The sequence below is a fragment of the Streptococcus oralis genome, assembly GCF_023109195.1.
GTDB classification, from domain to species: domain Bacteria; phylum Bacillota; class Bacilli; order Lactobacillales; family Streptococcaceae; genus Streptococcus; species Streptococcus oralis_BV.
This window is the reverse complement of the sequence record NZ_JALDUB010000005.1, coordinates 51,190-70,204: the sequence shown is the minus strand read 5'-3', so window position 1 is coordinate 70,204 and position 19,015 is coordinate 51,190. Positions and strand designations below refer to the sequence as shown.

Here is a 19,015-nt window from a genome sequence, read left to right as displayed (position 1 = left end):
TTAGTTATCGAATCCAAGACAAGAAAGCGTTTTCTTTTTTGGTTTTGAAGATAGTCTCCTAACTTGGAGACTACTGTTTTTGCTGAAAAACGCCTTGTTTAAAGGTCCCTTCATAAACAACTTCTTGCTCTGTCGTCAACTTCCCTTGACCTTCAGCCTGACCATTTACAAAATCACCTTCGTATTTCCAGCCATCTTTTGATTGGAAAGTCCCTTTTCCATTAAAGGCTCCATTATTGAAATCACCTGTATATTGGTCTCCATTTTCAAAGGTCAGGGTTCCTTGACCATTCATTTTCCCTCGTACCAAGGTGCCATCATAAACAAGAGCTCCACCATCAAGTGTCAGGACACTCTTTTTAGGTGTATTTAGCAGAAATACCGAAAGAGCACAGAGTACCATTACAACTACTGCAGTGAGCTCTAACCTAGGACGAGTTAGGTAAACTCTACACTTCTCATAAAATTGTTTAAGCTTTTCCATTGTCACTCTCATTTTCTAATCGATCTAGCCAGCTTTGACATCCACTTGTGATACGAGCATAGGTTTCCTCAAAATCTCCTGTATACCAAGGATCTGGGACACTTTCAACCGTAAAAGAGTAGATCTTGTACTGTAGTTCCTGAGGGCACATTTGACGTAGATCTGAAACGTTTGAAGCATCCATACCGATAATGTAATCAAACGATTCAAAGTCTTCTCTGCCAATCTGAAGCGATGTTTTATCTTTGTCATACGGGATCTGATATTGCTGGAAAATTCCTTGCGTTCCCTTATGAATCGGATTGCCATGTTCCCATGATGACGTTGCCCGACTCTCGACGTGGTAATCGCTCGTCATGGACTTCATCACAAACTCTGCCATGGGGCTGCGACAGATATTTCCTAGGCACACAAATACTATTTTTTTCATCCCTTTTCCTCTCATCTCATAGAAAAACGGGAGTGATAGGATCCCGTTTTATTCTTCGATTGCTCCGCTTTCGTCAATAACTGCTCCTTCTGGTGTCACAGCCTCTTTGAGTGGCAACACTGTCTTGATTGCAGTCAATTCGAAAGTCAAATAAACGCCATCTACATCCAGTACGATTGTTTTCTTCTCAGTATCTACTTCATCCACTGTTCCGTAAAGTCCACCAATTGTAATGACTTCATATCCTTTTTGAAGCTTGTTCAAGCTTTCCATACGCTTTTGTGCTTGTTTCTTTTGCGAACGTTGCATAAAGAACATCAAGGCAAACATACCTACAAGCATGATTAAGAAAGTAATATTTGGATTCATTGTTTTCTCCTTTGTGTTTTACATAGGACTACTATATCAAATTTCAGCTACTTTTACAAGATTGTGCCTTGTTTTTATGGTTATAAAAAATCAGAGTTTTCACTCTGATTTTTGTGATTATTTCAAGTTTTGAACGACTTTGACTAGATTTTCAACTGTAAATCCGTACTCTGCCAATACTTTTGGTGCTGGGGCAGATGCTCCAAAGGTATCAATACCGAGAACGGCACCATCAAGACCAACATACTTGTACCAGTTTTGAGTTGCACCCATTTCGACTGCAACACGACGGCGAACTGCATTTGGAAGGATTTCTTCCTTGTAAGCTGCATCTTGTGCGTCAAAGACATCTGTTGATGGCATGCTGACTACACGGACTTTTACACCTTGACTAGCCAATTCTTTGGCAGCTGCGACCGCCAAATTCACCTCTGAACCTGTTGCAATCAAAATCGTATCAAAGTCTGCTGCATTTTCATAGACGACATAGGCACCTTTAGCAACTTTGTCAAAGTCTGTTCCCTCTTCGACAGTCAAATTTTGACGTGTCAAGACAAGGGCAGTTGGTGTTTTTTCGCTTGTCACGGCAAGGTACCAAGCCGCTTGAGTTTCACGCGCATCTGCTGGGCGGAAAACATTCAGATTTGGCATAGCACGGAGACCTGCTAAGTGTTCAACTGGTTCGTGAGTTGGACCATCTTCACCAACTGCGATTGAATCGTGGGTAAAGACATAAGTCACAGGAAGTCCTTGCAAGGCTGACAAGCGGACTGCTGCTTTCACATAGTCAGAGAAGACGAAGAAGGTTCCACCATAAACACGAAGTCCACCATGAAGGGCCATACCGTTCAAGATCGTTCCCATAGCAAATTCACGAACACCAAACTGAATGTTGCGGTTCAAGCGATTAGCGTCGTCTTGAAGTCCGTCCGTTTTGATATAAGTCATGTTTGAGTGAGCAAGGTCAGCTGATCCACCTAGGAAAGTTGGCAGCTTGGCAGCGACAACGTTCAAAGCATCTTGACTTGAATTACGAGTGGCTTGAGAAAATCCATTTTCTAAGGCTGGGAAGTCTGCTGGAGTCACCTCAACTGGGTCACGTCCGTCGATGATGGCTTCTACTTCTGCAGCCAGTTCTGGATGAGCCTCTTTATAGTCAGCAACTAATTTAGTCCAAACTTGATAAGCTGATTCACCACGGTCTGCAACATTTTCCTTGAAATCAGCATAAACTTGCTCTGGAATTTCAAATGGTTCATAATCCCAGCCGAGCGCTTGGCGAGTTGCTGCAGTTTCATCTGCTCCAAGAGGAGCACCGTGTACGGCATTAGTTCCTTGTTTGTTTGGAGAGCCATATCCAATAACAGTCTTCACTTCAATCAAAGATGGCTTGCCTGAAGCTTTAGCTGTTTCGATAGCAGCATGGATAGCTTCCAAGTCTGTTCCATCTTCAACTAAGGCAGTGTGCCAACCGTAGGCATTGTAACGATCACGAACACTCTCAGTGAAAGAATCCTTTGTCTCACCATCCAAGTTGATGTCATTTGAATCATAAAGAACCACCAACTTGTCAAGTTTTTGCAAGCCTGCGTATGAAGCCGCCTCACTTGAGACACCTTCCATCAAATCTCCGTCTCCACAGATCACATAAGTATAGTGGTCAAAGATATTGAAACCTTCGCGGTTATATTTGGCTGCTAAGAAACGTTCTGCTTGGGCAAAACCAGTGGCAGTTGAAATCCCTTGTCCTAGAGGTCCAGTAGTAGCGTCAACCCCTGCTGTATGGCCAAATTCTGGGTGACCTGGCGTTTTTGAACCCCATTGGCGGAAGTTCTTGACTTCATCCATGCTAACATCTTCAAAACCAGAAAGGTGAAGAAGGGCATAAAGGAGCATAGAGCCGTGTCCTGCTGAAAGAATAAAACGGTCGCGGTTGATCCAGTTTGGTTGAGCTGGATTGATACGAAGTTGCTTTGTAAAGAGGCTATAGGCCATAGGAGCAGCCCCCATAACCACCCCTGGGTGACCTGAGTTTGCTTTGTTGATGGCGTCAATACCTAGAAAACGAATTGCATTAACAGATAGATTTGACATAGAATTTCCTTTCTCTTTGAGGTGATTAATAAATCACACATCCTATTTTACTATTATATGAAAAAATGCATAGAATAGCAATAAAACAATTTGCGCTCATCTAACACATTTGATTTGTCTATCCCCTCGTTACTTCATAGTAAGGCAACAAGCGCGTATAAGCGTCTTCTAGCTTCTCTAATATCGCTTCTACTGACTGATTTTCTATAAAAGAAACATCTGCCTTAACTAACACTTTACGGACTTCCTGACTTCTCAGCTTCTCGCGTAAAGTACGACGATTTTCTTCATTAGCCTCCATCTTATAACTTTCCCCATTTGAGTAGACTAGATAATAAATTCCTTCTACTGGTGGAATATCTAAAATCTTTGCTTGTTTGCTCAGGGTCTGCTCATCCTTCTTGCGCTCGATAAAACTGACTTCTAAGGAAATCCCAAAATCTGAGGGTTCCCCATACAAACGCAGCGCCAACATAGGTTCTGTCACTTGTCCGTCTCTCTGTAGATAGGCCCAGAAATGCGGCCGCAAGCGTTGCGCTTGGTTCATCCACTGACTAGTCTGTTGCAGTTGCCATTCTGGATGATTAGCTTGAAAGGTATTGGCAAGTTCTGTAAAAGACTTCCGAGCCTCTTGACCTTTTTGCCGCAAATCCAACATCTTTTCTCTTTCATCGCCAGCTTTATCAGGATTACGGTACTGAACTCCTGCAAATGATAGGTATTCTCTAACTGCTTTCAGCATATCTGAATCTTTCCTTTCCTAGCAAAAAATCAGGACGAACCTGATTTTCCTTTGCTTATTCTGCATCTACGACAACATAGCGATTTGGCTCGTCACCTTCAGAGTAACTCGTCACGCCATCCATGCGTGAAATAATGCGATGGATAATCTTGCGTTCGCTATTTGACATTGGATCAGTTTGTTGGCTACGTCCTTCTTCTAAAACGCGAGTCGCCAATTTTTGAGCGTAGGTTTGCAAGACTTCTGCACGGTGTTCAACGTAATCATTGACATTGATTGTGATGTAGAAGGTTCTTGAATAGCGATTGTAAAGGTAATTTTGCGCTAACAGCTGAAGAGCTTTCAAGACTTTTCCGTGGTAGCCGATAATACGACCTGGTTCATTAGTGTCAATTTGAAGATTGATAGTGCGGCGATTGTAGTCGCTTGAAATCGTCCCTTCAACATCCATATCATCTACAATGGTTTGAACGTAGCTAGCTACCTCAGTTGCCACTTGTTCGATGTCATAACTTGGTTCTACTTTCAAGCCTAAATCTTCCAAAGATTGGCTTGTTGCTTCCTGCGTTTCAGTTTCTTTTTCTGGAGCAGAGCCCACTTCCTCGGCAGTATCCTCTGGTTCCAATTCATTTAAAATTGAAATATGGCCTGTTTCTTCCAAAATCGTGCTGGCGTGCTTTTCATTTTTCAAGATTTCAGCCTTGACCTCTTCAGAAACACCTTGACCTTCTTCTTCAATCTTCTTGATGGCTTCCACTACATGCCCCAAATCAACAGTTGCTTCACTTACTGTTTTCACGGGTTCATTTTTTTCATTAACTTCTTTGGGAACCCCTTTAATGGCCTGCTGATTGGCTTTGATCACTGTCGTTTCACTAATCGCTTCGATATCAACTTGAGCTGGCTTCTTACCAAACAAGCCTAAGAATCCTTTTTTCTCTTTCGAAACGACCTTGATGTGGGCCTTCATTCTTGGAATGTCTAATTCTTTCAATCCTTTTTGGATTGCTTCTTCAACCGTTGAACCTGTAAATAATACCATTACCAGATTCCTCCTTATTTTTTCTTTTTCTGTGCTTTTTTCAAAGCTCTTCTCTTCTTGCCTTCTAAATCTTTTTCTGCTTGCGCCACTGCTTCTCTTTCAGCAATAATCTTGAAAGGATTGTTCAAGAAATAGGTTTGCAGAACTTGGTAAGCATTGGATACGGCCCAGTACAAGGCTACACCACTTGGAGCGGAGATGGCAAAAACAAAGATCAATACAGGCATACCATACATCATCCCTGTCGTAGCTCCACTTTTTTCGGACAAAGCTTTATTCGATAACCAGCTACTCAAGAAGGTAAAGACTGCCGCCAAAATCGGAAGGACAAAACTTGTATCTACTCCTCCCAAATTAATCCATAAAAAGTGACCTGTTTTCAAAAAGTCTACTCGACTCAAGGCTTGAAAAAGTGCCAAGAGAACCGGCATTTGTATTAAAATCGGCCAGAGAGAGGATGAATGTTTGATCCCTAACTCTTTATAAACCTTACGCATCTCCTGGTCTAGCTTGGTTCTACTTTCCATATCACGACCTGGGTATTGCTCTCGCAAAGCCTTGATGCGTGGTTGAGCCTCTTGCATTTTTCTAGAGGCAACCATCTGTGTCTGAAAGACCGGTAATAGAATCGTCCGGATCAAAATCGTGAAGAGGATAATCCCCACTCCGATACTAATGTCAAAGGACAAAAAGCGGATAATTTCAGCAAAAAAATAGACGAATTTGCTCCAAAAGTCTGTCGAATCTGCTGTTATATCGCTAGCTGTACCATTTGTTGCACAGGCTGTCATGATAAACAAGGACAAGCCCAACAAACTAGTCAACTGTAGTTTCTTTTTCACTCCCATTTCCTTCCTGGTAAATCTTTGATAACTTTAATACGTGGAGTAGGTTTTTCTCCATCTCTGCATATTCCAAGGTTTCCACCCCTTTTCGGGCAATCACGACAAAATCAACATGCTCTACTAAACTCCCTTTTACACTTTGTAGAATGTGCCGGATTCGTCTCTTGATCTGATTTCTGGTAACTGCATTCCCCAGCTTTTTGCTGACGGACAGTCCTACTCGAAAATGGTTTTGCTGGTTTTCCAATTGGTAGACAACAAATTTTCGATTGGCAAAACTTGTTCCGTCCTTGAAAATCGCCTTAAAATCTTTCTCTCTTTTTACACGAAAGCTTTTCTTCAAAACTCAACTCCATCTATTAAATTACTACTATTATACCATATTTTTTGAAAAAGCCAATAACAGCAAGGTTTTAGACATTTTCCACATAAAAAAGCTGGAAAATCTCTTTCCCAACTTCTTTTTAAAATCAAATTTTACGTGTATTTACTTATTTTTTCAAGCGCTCAACATCGCGTGCAATCACCAATTCTTCATCTGTTGGAATAACCAAGACACGGATTTTCGCTGCGTCAGTTGAGATGTCTCCCGTTACGCCAAAGACGTTCTTTTCTGGATCCACATCACAACCAAACCAAGAGATACCTGAAATGACATCCTCACGAACCAAAGCTGCATTTTCACCGATACCTGCTGTGAAGATAATCGCATCTGCTCCATTTAGGACTGCAAGGTACTGGCCGATATGTTTTTGGATACGATCAACATACATTTCATAAGCCAAAGTCGCATCATGGTCTCCTGCTTCCATAGCAGCAATCACATCACGCATATCACTTGACTGGCCAGAAACTCCCATGAGCCCTGATTCACGATTGAGAACGCGACTAATATCTTCAGGGGTATTGAAATCCTCTGTATATTGCATGAGATAAGGGATGATAGCAGGGTCAATATCTCCTGTACGAGTCCCCATCATCACACCGCCAAGTGGTGTGAATCCCATAGAAGTATCCACAGACTTCCCACCCTTAACAGCTGTGATAGAAGCCCCGTTACCAATATGGCAGGTAATCAATTTCAAATCTTCTAGAGGACGGCCCAAAAGTTTCGCTGCTTCTCCAGCTACAAACTGATGACTTGTCCCGTGGGCTCCGTATTTACGAACCTTGTTCTCTGTGTAGTATTTAGTTGGTAGAGGATAGCGATAAGCCTTTTCTGGCATGGTTGTGTGGAATGAGGTATCAAACACAACAACGCTAGTGATATCCGGAAGCAATTCCTTGAATGCACGAATTCCTGCTGCGTTGGCTGGATTGTGAAGAGGAGCCAAGAGTCCCAATTCCTCAACTTTTTCTAACACATCTCCCTCAACAACTGTTGATTCCTTGAAATATTCACCACCTGCAACGACGCGGTGTCCGACACCTGTAATCTCATCGTACCCTTTGATAATGTCAAAACGAATCAAGTCATCCAATAAAATTTTAACGGCTTGTGTGTGATCTTCAATATCAAGAATTTGTTGCTCCGAACAACCGTCAAATTTTACTGTTGAAATTGAATCTTTCAATCCAATACGTTCAATCAAGCCTTTAGCCAAAACTTTCTCTTCTGGCATTTGATAAAGTTGCCATTTCAAGCTTGAACTTCCGGCATTGATTGCAATTGTTTTTGTCATAAGATGATACCTCTTTTTAAGCGTTTTCATCTATTATAACAAAATCTCTTTTATATTTCAGTACCTTTGCTCCAATTTTGAAAATTTTCTTTAAAGGTCAACAAAACTGACGGATCTTGCAAGCTAGTAAGAGGGTAAACAAAGGGTTCTATTTCCTTGTCTCTTTTCTTCTGTAAGACAAAAATACTTTTAGCTTGGCTTGCAGTTGAGAAAATATCCTCTGGCAGAGAGATGATAGCAGCCAGACTCACTTCGTCTTTGAGCCACGCTTTTAACAAATCACTTTGAGGACTGGTCAATAAATCACTCGGAGCTAGAAAAATAGCATAACCATCTGACTTAAGGTACTTGAGGCCTTGTTCCATCAGCAAATGGTGGGCATAGGTATGTTCTTGACTAGAAGCCACTTGATAGCGCGAAGCGATAGCATCGTCTGGGTAATAGCCAACAGGCAAGTCGCTGATGACCACGTCGCTTTCTTTAAGCATTTGCGGACGAACGGCGTCTCCTTGAACAAAACCAGCCTGCAAACCAATCACATCTGCCATACTGGCTGCCAGATCAATTAGCAAATCATCCACTTCGACTCCCAAGTAATCTACTTTTTTAGCAAGAGATGTCAAGAAAGTAGCACCTAAAATCCCCATACCAGAGCCTATTTCAAGGATACTAATTTCCTCTTGATCAAACAACTCTTCCACAATAAGTACCAAGAGGAGGGCAATGGCATCCGGCGTAAACTGGTGATTGGCCTGTAAAGGCTCCGTTTGTCCTGCCTTCATCAAGAGAAACTGGTAGGTCTTGAGCCACTCTTCCTTGCGAAGCGCTAAGCGCTTAAGGGCTTGATTGTTCTCCTTGACCTGCTCTAGCTCAGTCTCACCATCCAGGTAGATACTATTTTGCTCTACCAAGGCGTCATAAAAGTTGGTCGCCAAATCACTTTGGATGACTTGGACATTCTCTAATAAATACGTATAAGCTTGTTCTATTTTTTCAAAATCCATATTCCTATCTTATCAAAATTCCCCTATTTTTTCCATCTGAAGAGAAAAATCACTGCTTTAGTCAGCGAGTGATTTTTGGGCTACTGTTAAAAAAAGTTCTGCGTAATTTCCTAGGAAAAGACCTTCAGCACTATAGAGGATCTGACTGCCAATGCTCGAAAAACCAAACTGGGCGAGCTTATTTTCCAGTTCAGTCAGCTCAAAGCCGTGGTGGTTGGTATCTGTCTTGACAAAATCGGCAATGAGTACCTGTCCATTCTCCCTAAGATGATGGTGAAACATGGCAAGAGTCGCATCTAGATCAGGCATATGATGAAGAACTCGACTGACAACAATCAGGTCAAATTGTTGCTCCAAAGGATTCACCAGTAAATCCTGTTCCAAGAGTTGAAGATTCTTGATTTCTTGCTGATCTGCTTTCAAACGGGCTTGCTCTAGCATTTTCTCCGAGATGTCTACAAGGGTAACCGACTTAGCCTGCTTGGCCAGTGGCAAAGCTAATAGACCCGTCCCACCGCCAAAGTCCAATATTTCCTTGTCTGATAGAAGAGCAATCTGTTTTTCAACTGCTTGACAAACCAAGTTTGCAAGAAAGATATTTTTGGGCGAATCAAAAGTTTCTGCTTTGTGATTAAAATCATGTTTCATGTTTTTAGTTTAGCACAAAGTAGTTGAATTGACTAGGAATTGTCTTTCTTTTCAGGCTTTTCTTCTAATTTTTTCTTCCCTGCTTGATGGCTTGAATCAGTTGCTACCTCTTCCTTTTTAGCTGTTTTCTTTTCTTGGTTTTTCAGCGGAGGAAAGAGAAATTCATAGTTTCCCTTATTCATACGAACACTCGTTGCAAAACTTGTTTTCGTATTTTGATACCTGACTTTTCCTAAGTTAAAGACTTGTTCTCCACTTTCTTGCTCAACCTTATCTTTACTTCGCTTAGCCATGGCAAAAGCAGCCAACTTTTCTTTGTTTAGGGCAAAGTCTTTGTGATGGGCGACTTGCCGATTCAAATAAAACTGCAACAAAAGGCTAAAAATAGCTGCCATGGTAACTGCATATAAGAGAACGCCTGCCTTAACTTTTTGCTTTTTCCACACGATAGATGAATTCCCTTTCTAAGCCTTTTTGAAACTGGAAACGGAAGCGAACCAGTTGATTTTCCTCTGTAATCTGTGCTGATTTAAGTCCATAAACCATAGGTTGGTAGCCCCGTCCGCTGGTATCCGTTTTTCGAAAATCATCCGATTTAGACTTCCCTATAGAGACATCCTTACCATCCTGTTTCATGTAGAGGCGATTGCCTTCCACCTTTTCAAACTGCGAACGCTCTAACTCTACCTCCAGTTGATCCACAAACAAGAGCCACTCCTTTTGCTCGCTTTGCTGCTGGTAACGAACTTCTAAAATGAGGAGCTGACTCATAGCTTGAAAAAGGAGCAAGCCTCCGCTAATGACGATAAGGGCAATCAGAGATTCTAAAAGAGTGAAAGCTCTTACCTTACTGCTCTTTAAGATCCAGCAACTTCGATGAACCATGGTAGACCTCCAATCCTTTCTCACTAGCAAATACCTGGATTTCCACTCCATTTACCCTCACTTGATTTTGACCTGTTTGCAAGGCCATCTTCGCCACACGCAAGACTTCTTTCTTTTGCAAGATTTCTGCCTCTTCTTGTCTATTTTTCTGGATTTGTCCCAAAAGAAGGGTCGCAATGCTGGCAAACACAGCCAAAGCTACTACTGCTTCTAGTAAGATTACTGCCTTAATTTTTTGTTTCCTTAGTGCGTTTAATTTTTCCATTTCCTAGATATAATTGATAGCGAATCGCTCCTTTACTGGTCTGAAATTCAACCTTAGCCAGGGACGAATTGCCCCCAGCTCGGTCAAATATAATGCTTTGTCCTGATGGTGCCTGAATTCCTTTAGGAACTGTCAACTTTTGACTGCCATTACTGATCGTCTGTCCATCTAAGTTCAAGCTGGTCTTTTGCTGACTGGCTAGACTGCGTTTTTGTGTTTCCCGATAGAGTTCTTCAAACTCCATAAAGAAAATCTGCTCCTCTACCGCTGTAAAAGTGGATTGAACAGAACCAGACAAGCCCAAGGCAAGGATACTCACAAGTCCCAAAACCAAGAGACTTTCCAGCATGGTAAAGGCCTTAATCTGCAACAGTTTGACTTGTTTTTTGTTTTGCATGGTAGTCTTTATAAGCTTTAGCTTGCTCAGCTGTGATACGACCGTCTGCTTGTAATTTGCTAAGGCTAGCATCTTCATTCTTGTCCAGACTATAGAGCTCTGCCTGGCTTTCTACGACCTTGACAACAGCAGCTTTTCCTTTATCATCTACGGCATCCTTTTGCTTGGTCAAATTGGGCACAAAGAGCAAGAGAAGAACACTGATGATAAGCAAAACCACTAACATTTCAATCAAGGATACTAAAATTTTTGATAAAAAGTACTTTCAGACAAACAAAAAAACCGCAAGCAAATGCCTACGGTTTTAGTGTAATCTATTTTGAAAGTCCTTTCTGTTTTATTTATTTTTCTTCTTTTGGTTTATCGACAACAGTGATAAGCCCATCTGGTTCTGTTTTGAATGCTGGGTCTGTGTGAAGTTCACCGTTTGCCTTCAAGTAATACCAGCCGTCGCCTGATTTTACGAATTGTTTAGATAGCATATAGCCGTCTTTTTCTTCCATGAAATACCAGGTTTCACGATATTTAACCCAACCAGTGGCCATACGACCGTCTGACTTGAAGAAATACCAGCGATGGTTAAGGAACATCCATCCTGTGACCATAGCACCACGTTTATCAAGATAGAACCAGTCTTTACCATCGTTGAACCAACGATTGATTAAGCAATAGCCACGTTCATCGAAGTAGAACCACTCTCCCTTGATTTGTTTCCAGCTGTTTTTTGGATAAGAGCCATCTGACTCCTCCCACCACCAACCTGTTTCATTGCGTTTCCAGCCAGCTTCAGATAAGCCACCTTCGATATCCTTTTTAAACTGCTCACGGCTGATGCCCCATTTTGCAAGGTAAGGATACGGATCAACGTGGTCAGAGTAATTGCGAGGTTGGTTGTATGTGCAATATTGATGAGTCTTGATGCCTGCAAGGCTATCAGAGTCAAGAGTTTTAGGGATGCCTGCTTCATCAGCGAGGTTCCGTAGAAGCTCAACATAGAGCTTGTAATCGCGCATGAATTCTTCCTTGGTTTCATGACTCTCAATCAGTTCTACCTGACCATAACCCTCTACGTTCCAGCCACCTCCTACGTCGTATGCCCCCATGTCTGTGTACCAGGTCTGCATCACACGGCCGTTACCGACGACATGTGAGAAAAATCCTGAATCAACTGGGCGGCGCATGTGGTAGTCTGCTTCATTTTGAGCTGTTGAGTTTGGATTACCAGTTGAATGAGCATGAATCTGACGATATGGTTGTTCCCCAACTTGTGGAAGGTCAGTTCTTAATCTACTTGTATCGATATCCATACTTATTCCCCTTTCCAGGTTTCGTTCATCTGCTTAACTGCAGACTCGACAAACGTATCAAGGTCTTTATCTGTCATGCTGATGTTATATTTGGTGAGCTCAGCACGGATTTTAGTTCGTGCTTGCTCCAGCTTCTCTTCGCCTTTAAACCCAGTTTCTGAAGCAACCTGCTCAACTGCATTTACTGCGTTCTTAGCAAGGATTTCAACAATCTTGATTGTCTTTTCTCCGCCTTTTTTGATAAGGAAATCCTTAATGGCTTTGACTGCGATACCAGCCAGGATAGTCAAGATTCCAGTAGCTGAAGCTACGATGATTTCAGTAATTTGTTGCATGTGTTATTCTCCTTTTTCGATTTCTTCCATGCGGTCGTTCATACGGACCATTTCTTTTTGAATGTCTCCGACCGCGTGAGTGATTGTTGTTAATTCTGTAGTAGTCTTTTCTAGGTGAGTCATCAAACGCTCTTCTCGTCGGTTAGAGTCGGCCTTTGATTGCTCGTGCAAATCCATAATCTTCTTCTCTCGCTTGTCCGAAGTCTTGATAAGATATCGAATGATGATAAAGAAAAGTAAGATAAACAAAATCGCCCAAGCTACCTGACTTTGAGCGATTTTTTCAGCTTCTTCAATCGGCATACAACCTCCTTAATCGATTCTAGGCATGACAACAGTCAGCACACCTTGCTGAAGCATATCAGATAGTGACTGATCTTTCCAAGTGTAGCCCTCTGTGGCTTGCATTTGGAACTTGAAAATAGTTTGTGTGCCCTTTGGCCATTTTGCATTGGTATCAAATGGATAAGCACCTGAGATGATGTCTCCGTTGTTGTAACGTTTGTCCCTAGCAAGCGGCTTGATGAATGCTGCTACCTTTCCATAAGCGTGGGTAGGCATACCTCCATTTTGAGATACTGCCAAGGCAATCAAGACCTCTGTAATAGCTGAAACAGTATCAAGATTTTCCTTGTTTTCGGTTACTGCTTGCTCAGCTTTATCCGTTGCCTCTTTGTTCTTTTGTAGTTCTTGAGCTACTTTGCTGAATTTTTCGTTTTCAGCTCGATTTGGAAAATTTTCTTGATAGAGAACTTCCAAGGCTAACGCAAAAAGCTCAGTATTTGACAAATTGATTTTATCAGCTGGTAGCAAGATAGGTACGATAGCACCATCTGAATTAACAAGTGTGACCTTTGTAGCGGATTCTTTCCCGCTTGCGTCAAATTCTTGGGATTTTGTCCCGTATTCTAATTTCATAGAACCTCCTTTAAATTTTGAAAGATACATTGTCAAAGTTAAGCCAAGTAGCGTCAACGTTTCCCTTGACGACTACGTTACCTCCTGGATAAATCCCGACAACGGCAGGGCCATAGTCATTGTTTAAAGCGGTTTTGAATAGCGTTGTGGATGGTCTGAAATTTTCAGGCAAAGTAAAGATAATTGACTCACGGGTAGTCTTTCCGCCCTTGCAAGTGCCTTTTAAATAAACAATACCGTCAAAGCTTTTTGAAAATTGGATATTTCCATAATCTCTATGATGGCTCCACCCATTTTGTAAATTGGCATTTTGCCAAGCTGTCGGATTGCTTTCTGACTTTAGTAAAGCCACATAGTCAGAGTTATTAGTAGATTTTGATTGTTGCACTAGGTAGCGCCATGGTCTCCAGTTATTATCAAAGCCATTCTCCCTAACTGCCATGTATCCCATTGATGTTGTAAATCGCTGAATAGCCTCTACTGAGTTTGGGTTAGGTCTGAATACTTCTAACATCCCCCAAGCGCCAAAAGGATTGTTGGGAGAATTCCCATCTATCCACCAAAAACCAGTATCTTTCATGCTGTTGAAATCCTGTTTGATGAGTTTTCCACATCCGTTATTATCGGTTAATTGATATTGCTGTATGGGCTTGTTGTCTGCGTAGATGTTGCCCTTGACATCAAGAGCGCCTTGCTCCCTGATTTTGTTGACCCCAATACCTGACCTGTCATAAGATAAGACCACGCTCTCTGTGGCCACGTTGACCATGAAATCAGACCGTGTGAACTTGTCCTCTAGTGTACCAATTACAACCCATGACTGATTAGCTAGATAGTTGCCAGCTAGGTTAGCCTGAGAATTGACTAGGTTTGAGATACTTGTCCAGGAGCCAGCAGCTGGTCCCGTGTCTACTTGAAAATTAGTAGTCCCAAGCCTTGCGACCTTAAAAGTCAAGGTCATAGTGTTTTTTTGACTTCCTGATACAGTCAGAGGGGCGATTTTTGCGTTTCGCGTAACTGTCAATGTGCTAGAGGTTGAGCCTGTTCTTGCTATGCTAAAGCTCAATGCTGGAGCAAAATATTCAAGCACGGTCACGGATACCTCTCTAGTATCAGACCAGCGTCCACGGCTATCAGACACGCTCGCTCTGATTTTGATTGTGCCGTGATAATTCATAATGCCTAAGCTCCCGCCGTTTGAGCTTGTAGACTGGTTTTTGCCGACGATTTCGGCATAGTATCCAGTAATGGATGAGCCGTAAGAGCCGACTGCGCCATTAAATCCTACTTTGATGTTGGAGATTACTTGGATGAACGTATCAGACTTAGGGATGAGGTTTTGAGCCGCACCATTTAGGTCCGACAGGGAAACTCCTGTAAATGTGGGTTTCACATTTGCTGGCACGCTTGCCGTGAATGTGGTTGACTGTGTGCCTGTCTTGGTAGAGCCTGAGTAGGTATCGACAAAGACAGTCCCTGTGCCACTCGCTGAGTTTGGGATGTCATTGGCAAAGTCAAGAGGGATCGTCCACGTTGTGGATGTGTCTACATTCGTTGCAATCGTTCCACTCTTACCAGCCCAGGAATAGCGCACCGTATGCTTGAAACTGGAGCTTTGACGGTTAATGGTGATAGTAACCGAACTACCAATAACTCCAGCGCTCACGCTTACAGAGCTAGAGCGTGGTATAGTTGTCAGGCTGAGACTAGCTGATACTGTGATAGTCCCATGCAAGCCATTGTTAGGATTGAACGTACAAGAAATAGGGAGCGTTTTAGTCCCATCCGCATTGTGGCTGATTGTACTTGACCCACTAGCAAGAGTGTACTCCTCGCCTGATGTCTCCCACGTCGGGTAGCTGTAATGCACGTTACGGCCATCCAGATTAAGAGACAATGTACTGTCTCCTTGATGGTTATGAGTGTAGTAGGCGCCTGTACGGCTAACTGTCATCCGCCAGTTGACGGTTGAGGTGTTCGCCGTGATACTCTGAGAGCCCTGCTCTACATAGACATTGAGATACAAGCTCCCACTTGAACTACTAAATTTAGCCATTTTACTCCTTTCTATCCTACATACCTTATAACGTTCATATCAGGATTGATATGATACTGCTCTTCTCTAAATCGTCCAATCTGGATAGTTTTAGAGAAAATCCCGTTCTCAATGTGGATAACACCTTGAGAAATATACATAACCTCTACACCAGCGCTAAACATTGAAATTCGACCGTTAGGATTGAACATCATGCTAGAGCTACCATCATTCTTACCAATAACAAGACCCTCATTACTAGAGCTCATGTAAGTATCAATGAAATTCCAGCGATCAGATAGTTCTCCCAAATCTTTGGCAATGTTAGAAACACGCTGACTAGCTGAAATCAAATCTTTTTCAGCTCGTGCTCTTGCGCTCTCGTTTGCGTTGACAAAGTCCTTATAAGCCTTTATCCAGTTATCAAGCGTATCAGCGCTAGCCTTAGCCTCAAGCTCAGCCTGAATAATTCCAGCTTTCTCATTTAGGGCGTTGAGTTGCTCCTGAGTTAGTGCTTGGTCTGCTTTAGAGTCAATGTCTCTCTGGATATCTTCAGTAGCTTCTGAAAAGTCTGTAGAGACTGTTCCTACCTCTACTTTTGGAAAGGCAATCCAAACAGTAGCAACAGTAAAAACATGTAAAATCAGCTCATTACTTGCATTGGAGTTTTCTTTTTTCGTCAACTCAATGTCATAAAATTTCCAATCCGTAGTCAGCGAGACACCTTGAATAGTACTTCTATACCCTGCTCTAGCTTGAAAATTCGTATTATTGACAGTAGATTTTGCCCAAAAACTAAAACGAACAGATTTATTTTTCATCTCGTCAGCGGTGCCCAAACGTGTATCCCCACCGGTTCTAAACGTAACTTTTTGATTAGTCGCCTTACCGTTATAAGTAGATACAATTTTCAAAGTATTAGCTCCTCTGAATTTGCTATTAGTATCTATGCTTAAGGTGAGCTGTCCTTGTGTTTGCTCCTGACTATCATCTAAAAAGTAAGTTGAGTATCGCTCTCTTAGACTACGTTTGAATAGTGAATTAAGAAAGAGATTTCTTCCACCGACCTCAACTTTAGCCCAACGATCAGCCCATTTGTACTTCGTTTTATCTGCGCTATCAGGTTTCTCATAATCTGAATAATGACCAAAATAACGCTGCCCGTTATCTGTCATTGTTAAACCAGAACCATCCGCATTATCAGAATAAGCAAAGTGAACATAAGGTGTTCTTCCATCTGCTCCTGGTTTACCTGGTAGCCCATCAGCGCCATCTCGTCCACGCCATCTCGTCCAGCGATAGTCAGCAGGATTGACACTGTCAGTTGAGTTGAAATCAACATAAACCCCTATATAGGCCTTGTCGGCATTTGTCTGGCTAAATCCACTACCTGAGATAGTATCGGCGTAGGCAATGTGAGTGTACTTTGTACGGCCGTCGGCGCCTTTAGGTCCAGGGAGGCCTTGGTCACCTTTTGGACCCTGCAAGCCTTGGAGACCTTGCAAACCACGTTCTCCACGCTCGCCTTTTTCTCCTCTATCACCTTTAGGACCTATTGCTCCCTGTGGTCCAGGGTCTCCTTTAGCACCTTTTTGACCAGTATCCCCCATTTTTGCAACAGAAAAACCTGTCTCTGATGTTTTATCTGTATAGCTCCATGTCGTTTTAGTCCAAAGATATTGGCCAGTTGGAACGCTAGGGATTTGAGATAACCATCCGCTAGTTGGTGGAACAGTTCCTGATGTGGAGCTAGCATAAACTACGGTTGTTGCACGGATACCAACGCCATCCTTACCAGCGACACCATCTCTACCAGTATTTCCGTCTCTACCAATCCTAGCCACTGAGTAGCCAGTTTCAGAGGTGTTGTCTGTGTAGTTCCAGGTTGTCTTGGTCCAAAGATATTGTCCAGCTGGGATAACTGGAACAGAGCTTGTCCATCCAGTACTTGGAGCGTTAGCTCCTGAGGTAGATGATGCGTAAGTAATGACAGTAGAACGCAATCCAACACCATCCTTACCAGCAACGCCGTCTCTACCTGGGTCCCCTTTATCTCCTTTGATACCATCAAAGGCATTTAAAAAAGTAATCTGTTCAGACGCTACCTCTTTGTTATCAATCCACGCTGAGACTGTCAAAACCATCTTTTGGTTGATGTCGGCAGCCTTGACAATATAACTAGGACTTGTGGCCTTGATTACACCATCCACCACCCATCTCCATCCACTGTTGATGACCTTGTTCCCTTTCATAAGAGTAGGGGTCACAATCGTCTGACCTTGGCCGTTTTTAAAGGCTATGCCATTGTCAGTGGCTAGCTTGATAGTGTAGGGCTTGGCGTCCTCTATCATCCTGTCTAGCTGTTGCTGAATACCTTGAGATAGACGATTTTCAAGCGCTTTAGCATTTGAGAAAGTGGTCTTGTTATTCTTCGGATTGGTAAAGCTGATGACTTGCTCAGATACCCTCATCTCAAGCAAGAGAGTAGGGCTAAAGCCGTCATCATATACTTTTACTGTGTCTCCTATTTCAAGATCCGCAAAGCCCTCAGCCTCATAAGTGACTGCTGGGTAACAGTTCTTTTTGAGTTCACGGTAGGCTGTTGAGCGGATGACCTCAGGATTTGAACTCTCTACCGTCATATCCTTACGAGTCCACTGGTCACGGTCACCTGTTGAGTGAGTAAAAGTAGACGGATACATCTGCATAGAGAGAGGGGCATATAAAGCAGCCCCTGACTGGTAGAACTCACGTTCTCCCTTTGCGTTGTTGACTGACCAAGGCCCAAGCCCTCTAATGTCAACTACGTTACCTTTGTCATCCTTACCTGTTGGGACAACCGTGTTATAAATCCCAGTTTTGTCAATCGTCCTAGTGATAGTCTTGAGGTTTTTCCCATACTTCAAGATTTTTGGGCTAATTTGACCTACCCCTTGGTGGCTATCGTCGTGCTCATGATAGACATTGACTGTAAATGACTTGATAGAACTGTCAGCGTTGAGACGTGTGTCAAACTCAATTTCTGCGCCAAACTTCTTAGCTAGACTAAGTAGCCTGTTGAGCTTGGTGTCTGAACCCTCCCACTCAGCAGAGATTTTCTTATTAGCAACCTCATTGATACCGATTTTTAAGAAAGTATAGTTGAGCAAGTCCATCTCCTCACAAAATTCCTTAAAACTCATGGCTTTAGGGGACTTGTAAGGGATAGAGTACTCATTGATCAGCTCAAGGTTTAGGTTGATACTATAACACTTAATAACTTTCTCATTTTCCTCAATTTTTCGGATTGTATGCAGGTAAGTTCTGCCCTTGTATCTGAATGAAACAAAGGCTTTCTCATTGAGAGAGTTATAGGCCCTCTTTTTGCCTACATCTGAGATAATTGCCTTTTTAAAGACTGTAAAATCAAAGGTACTAGAACCAGTTTCCAGGTATCTTGTCCAGGTGTCATTGAAATAGTTCAATGTATCCTGTTTGTTATTGTCGATAAAAGCCACTTTTCTCAAATTTGAGTCATGTATTGTCAATAACAT

22 protein-coding genes are annotated in these 19,015 nt (G+C 42.4%); all 22 read right to left on the bottom strand.

From position 1 onward, the window contains the following. Window positions 1–70: 70 nt before the first annotated feature. A complete protein-coding gene (locus M1F65_RS09310) occupies window positions 71–484 on the bottom strand; it encodes an MORN repeat-containing protein (protein WP_042902000.1) in 414 nt (137 codons plus the stop codon). Beyond that, entirely contained in the window at window positions 471–914 is a 444-nt protein-coding gene (locus tag M1F65_RS09305) for a low molecular weight protein-tyrosine-phosphatase (RefSeq protein ID WP_247925875.1), read from the bottom strand. The genes M1F65_RS09310 and M1F65_RS09305 overlap by 14 nt, the downstream gene beginning before the upstream one ends. Window positions 915–962: 48 nt before the next feature. Continuing rightward, window positions 963–1,283 carry a preprotein translocase subunit YajC gene (yajC, locus tag M1F65_RS09300; RefSeq protein WP_247925874.1) on the bottom strand — a complete coding sequence of 107 codons (321 nt, stop codon included), beginning with the start codon at window positions 1,281–1,283 and terminating at the stop codon, window positions 963–965. A 117-nt stretch (window positions 1,284–1,400) separates the two neighbouring features. Beyond that, window positions 1,401–3,377 (bottom strand): transketolase, encoded by a 1,977-nt coding sequence (gene tkt, locus M1F65_RS09295; RefSeq protein WP_049478891.1) that lies wholly within the window; start codon window positions 3,375–3,377, stop codon window positions 1,401–1,403. A gap of 118 nt (window positions 3,378–3,495) precedes the next feature. Beyond that, window positions 3,496–4,119, bottom strand: coding sequence for a ribonuclease P (locus M1F65_RS09290; RefSeq protein WP_247925873.1), 624 nt, complete (start codon window positions 4,117–4,119; stop codon window positions 3,496–3,498). A 55-nt stretch (window positions 4,120–4,174) separates the two neighbouring features. After that, window positions 4,175–5,161, bottom strand: coding sequence for an RNA-binding cell elongation regulator Jag/EloR (jag, locus tag M1F65_RS09285; RefSeq protein WP_042901996.1), 987 nt, complete (start codon window positions 5,159–5,161; stop codon window positions 4,175–4,177). A gap of 14 nt (window positions 5,162–5,175) precedes the next feature. Further along, window positions 5,176–6,003 (bottom strand): membrane protein insertase YidC, encoded by an 828-nt coding sequence (locus tag M1F65_RS09280; protein WP_000728097.1) that lies wholly within the window; start codon window positions 6,001–6,003, stop codon window positions 5,176–5,178. Next, on the bottom strand, window positions 5,978–6,349 hold the full coding sequence (gene rnpA / locus M1F65_RS09275; protein ID WP_000748120.1) for a ribonuclease P protein component: 372 nt from the start codon (window positions 6,347–6,349) through the stop codon (window positions 5,978–5,980). The genes M1F65_RS09280 and rnpA overlap by 26 nt, the downstream gene beginning before the upstream one ends. A 148-nt stretch (window positions 6,350–6,497) precedes the next feature. Beyond that, on the bottom strand, window positions 6,498–7,688 hold the full coding sequence (locus tag M1F65_RS09270) for an acetate kinase (RefSeq protein ID WP_042901995.1): 1,191 nt from the start codon (window positions 7,686–7,688) through the stop codon (window positions 6,498–6,500). A 50-nt stretch (window positions 7,689–7,738) separates the two neighbouring features. Beyond that, the gene (locus M1F65_RS09265) at window positions 7,739–8,692 is read right to left on the bottom strand and encodes a class I SAM-dependent methyltransferase (protein ID WP_042901994.1); all 954 of its coding nucleotides are present in this window, start codon (window positions 8,690–8,692) and stop codon (window positions 7,739–7,741) included. A gap of 57 nt (window positions 8,693–8,749) precedes the next feature. Next, the gene (locus tag M1F65_RS09260) at window positions 8,750–9,340 is read right to left on the bottom strand and encodes a class I SAM-dependent methyltransferase (protein WP_042901993.1); all 591 of its coding nucleotides are present in this window, start codon (window positions 9,338–9,340) and stop codon (window positions 8,750–8,752) included. Between the two features lie 32 nt (window positions 9,341–9,372). Continuing rightward, the gene (gene comGG, locus M1F65_RS09255) at window positions 9,373–9,786 is read right to left on the bottom strand and encodes a competence type IV pilus minor pilin ComGG (protein ID WP_042901992.1); all 414 of its coding nucleotides are present in this window, start codon (window positions 9,784–9,786) and stop codon (window positions 9,373–9,375) included. Next, entirely contained in the window at window positions 9,764–10,225 is a 462-nt protein-coding gene (gene comGF / locus M1F65_RS09250; RefSeq protein WP_247925872.1) for a competence type IV pilus minor pilin ComGF, read from the bottom strand. Before comGF ends, comGG begins: the two co-directional genes overlap by 23 nt. Beyond that, entirely contained in the window at window positions 10,188–10,490 is a 303-nt protein-coding gene (comGE, locus tag M1F65_RS09245; RefSeq protein ID WP_247925871.1) for a competence type IV pilus minor pilin ComGE, read from the bottom strand. Before comGE ends, comGF begins: the two co-directional genes overlap by 38 nt. After that, complete coding sequence (comGD, locus tag M1F65_RS09240; RefSeq protein WP_247925870.1) at window positions 10,453–10,887, bottom strand: competence type IV pilus minor pilin ComGD; 435 nt, start codon at window positions 10,885–10,887, stop codon at window positions 10,453–10,455. The genes comGE and comGD overlap by 38 nt, the downstream gene beginning before the upstream one ends. Then, on the bottom strand, window positions 10,850–11,113 hold the full coding sequence (comGC, locus tag M1F65_RS09235; RefSeq protein WP_206284550.1) for a competence type IV pilus major pilin ComGC: 264 nt from the start codon (window positions 11,111–11,113) through the stop codon (window positions 10,850–10,852). The genes comGD and comGC overlap by 38 nt, the downstream gene beginning before the upstream one ends. Before the next feature lie 115 nt (window positions 11,114–11,228). Further along, window positions 11,229–12,194, bottom strand: a complete 966-nt coding sequence (locus M1F65_RS09230) for an N-acetylmuramoyl-L-alanine amidase family protein (RefSeq protein WP_247925869.1) — start codon at window positions 12,192–12,194, stop codon at window positions 11,229–11,231. A gap of 2 nt (window positions 12,195–12,196) precedes the next feature. Then, window positions 12,197–12,529, bottom strand: a complete 333-nt coding sequence (locus M1F65_RS09225; protein WP_247925868.1) for a phage holin — start codon at window positions 12,527–12,529, stop codon at window positions 12,197–12,199. A gap of 3 nt (window positions 12,530–12,532) precedes the next feature. Continuing rightward, window positions 12,533–12,832, bottom strand: coding sequence for a hypothetical protein (locus tag M1F65_RS09220; RefSeq protein ID WP_001810279.1), 300 nt, complete (start codon window positions 12,830–12,832; stop codon window positions 12,533–12,535). A 9-nt stretch (window positions 12,833–12,841) separates the two neighbouring features. Then, window positions 12,842–13,447, bottom strand: coding sequence for a DUF1366 domain-containing protein (locus tag M1F65_RS09215; RefSeq protein WP_247925867.1), 606 nt, complete (start codon window positions 13,445–13,447; stop codon window positions 12,842–12,844). A 10-nt stretch (window positions 13,448–13,457) separates the two neighbouring features. After that, window positions 13,458–15,503 carry a DUF859 family phage minor structural protein gene (locus tag M1F65_RS09210; RefSeq protein ID WP_247925866.1) on the bottom strand — a complete coding sequence of 682 codons (2,046 nt, stop codon included), beginning with the start codon at window positions 15,501–15,503 and terminating at the stop codon, window positions 13,458–13,460. Between the two features lie 11 nt (window positions 15,504–15,514). Beyond that, window positions 15,515–19,015, bottom strand: coding sequence for a phage tail spike protein (locus M1F65_RS09205; RefSeq protein WP_247925865.1), 3,501 nt, complete (start codon window positions 19,013–19,015; stop codon window positions 15,515–15,517).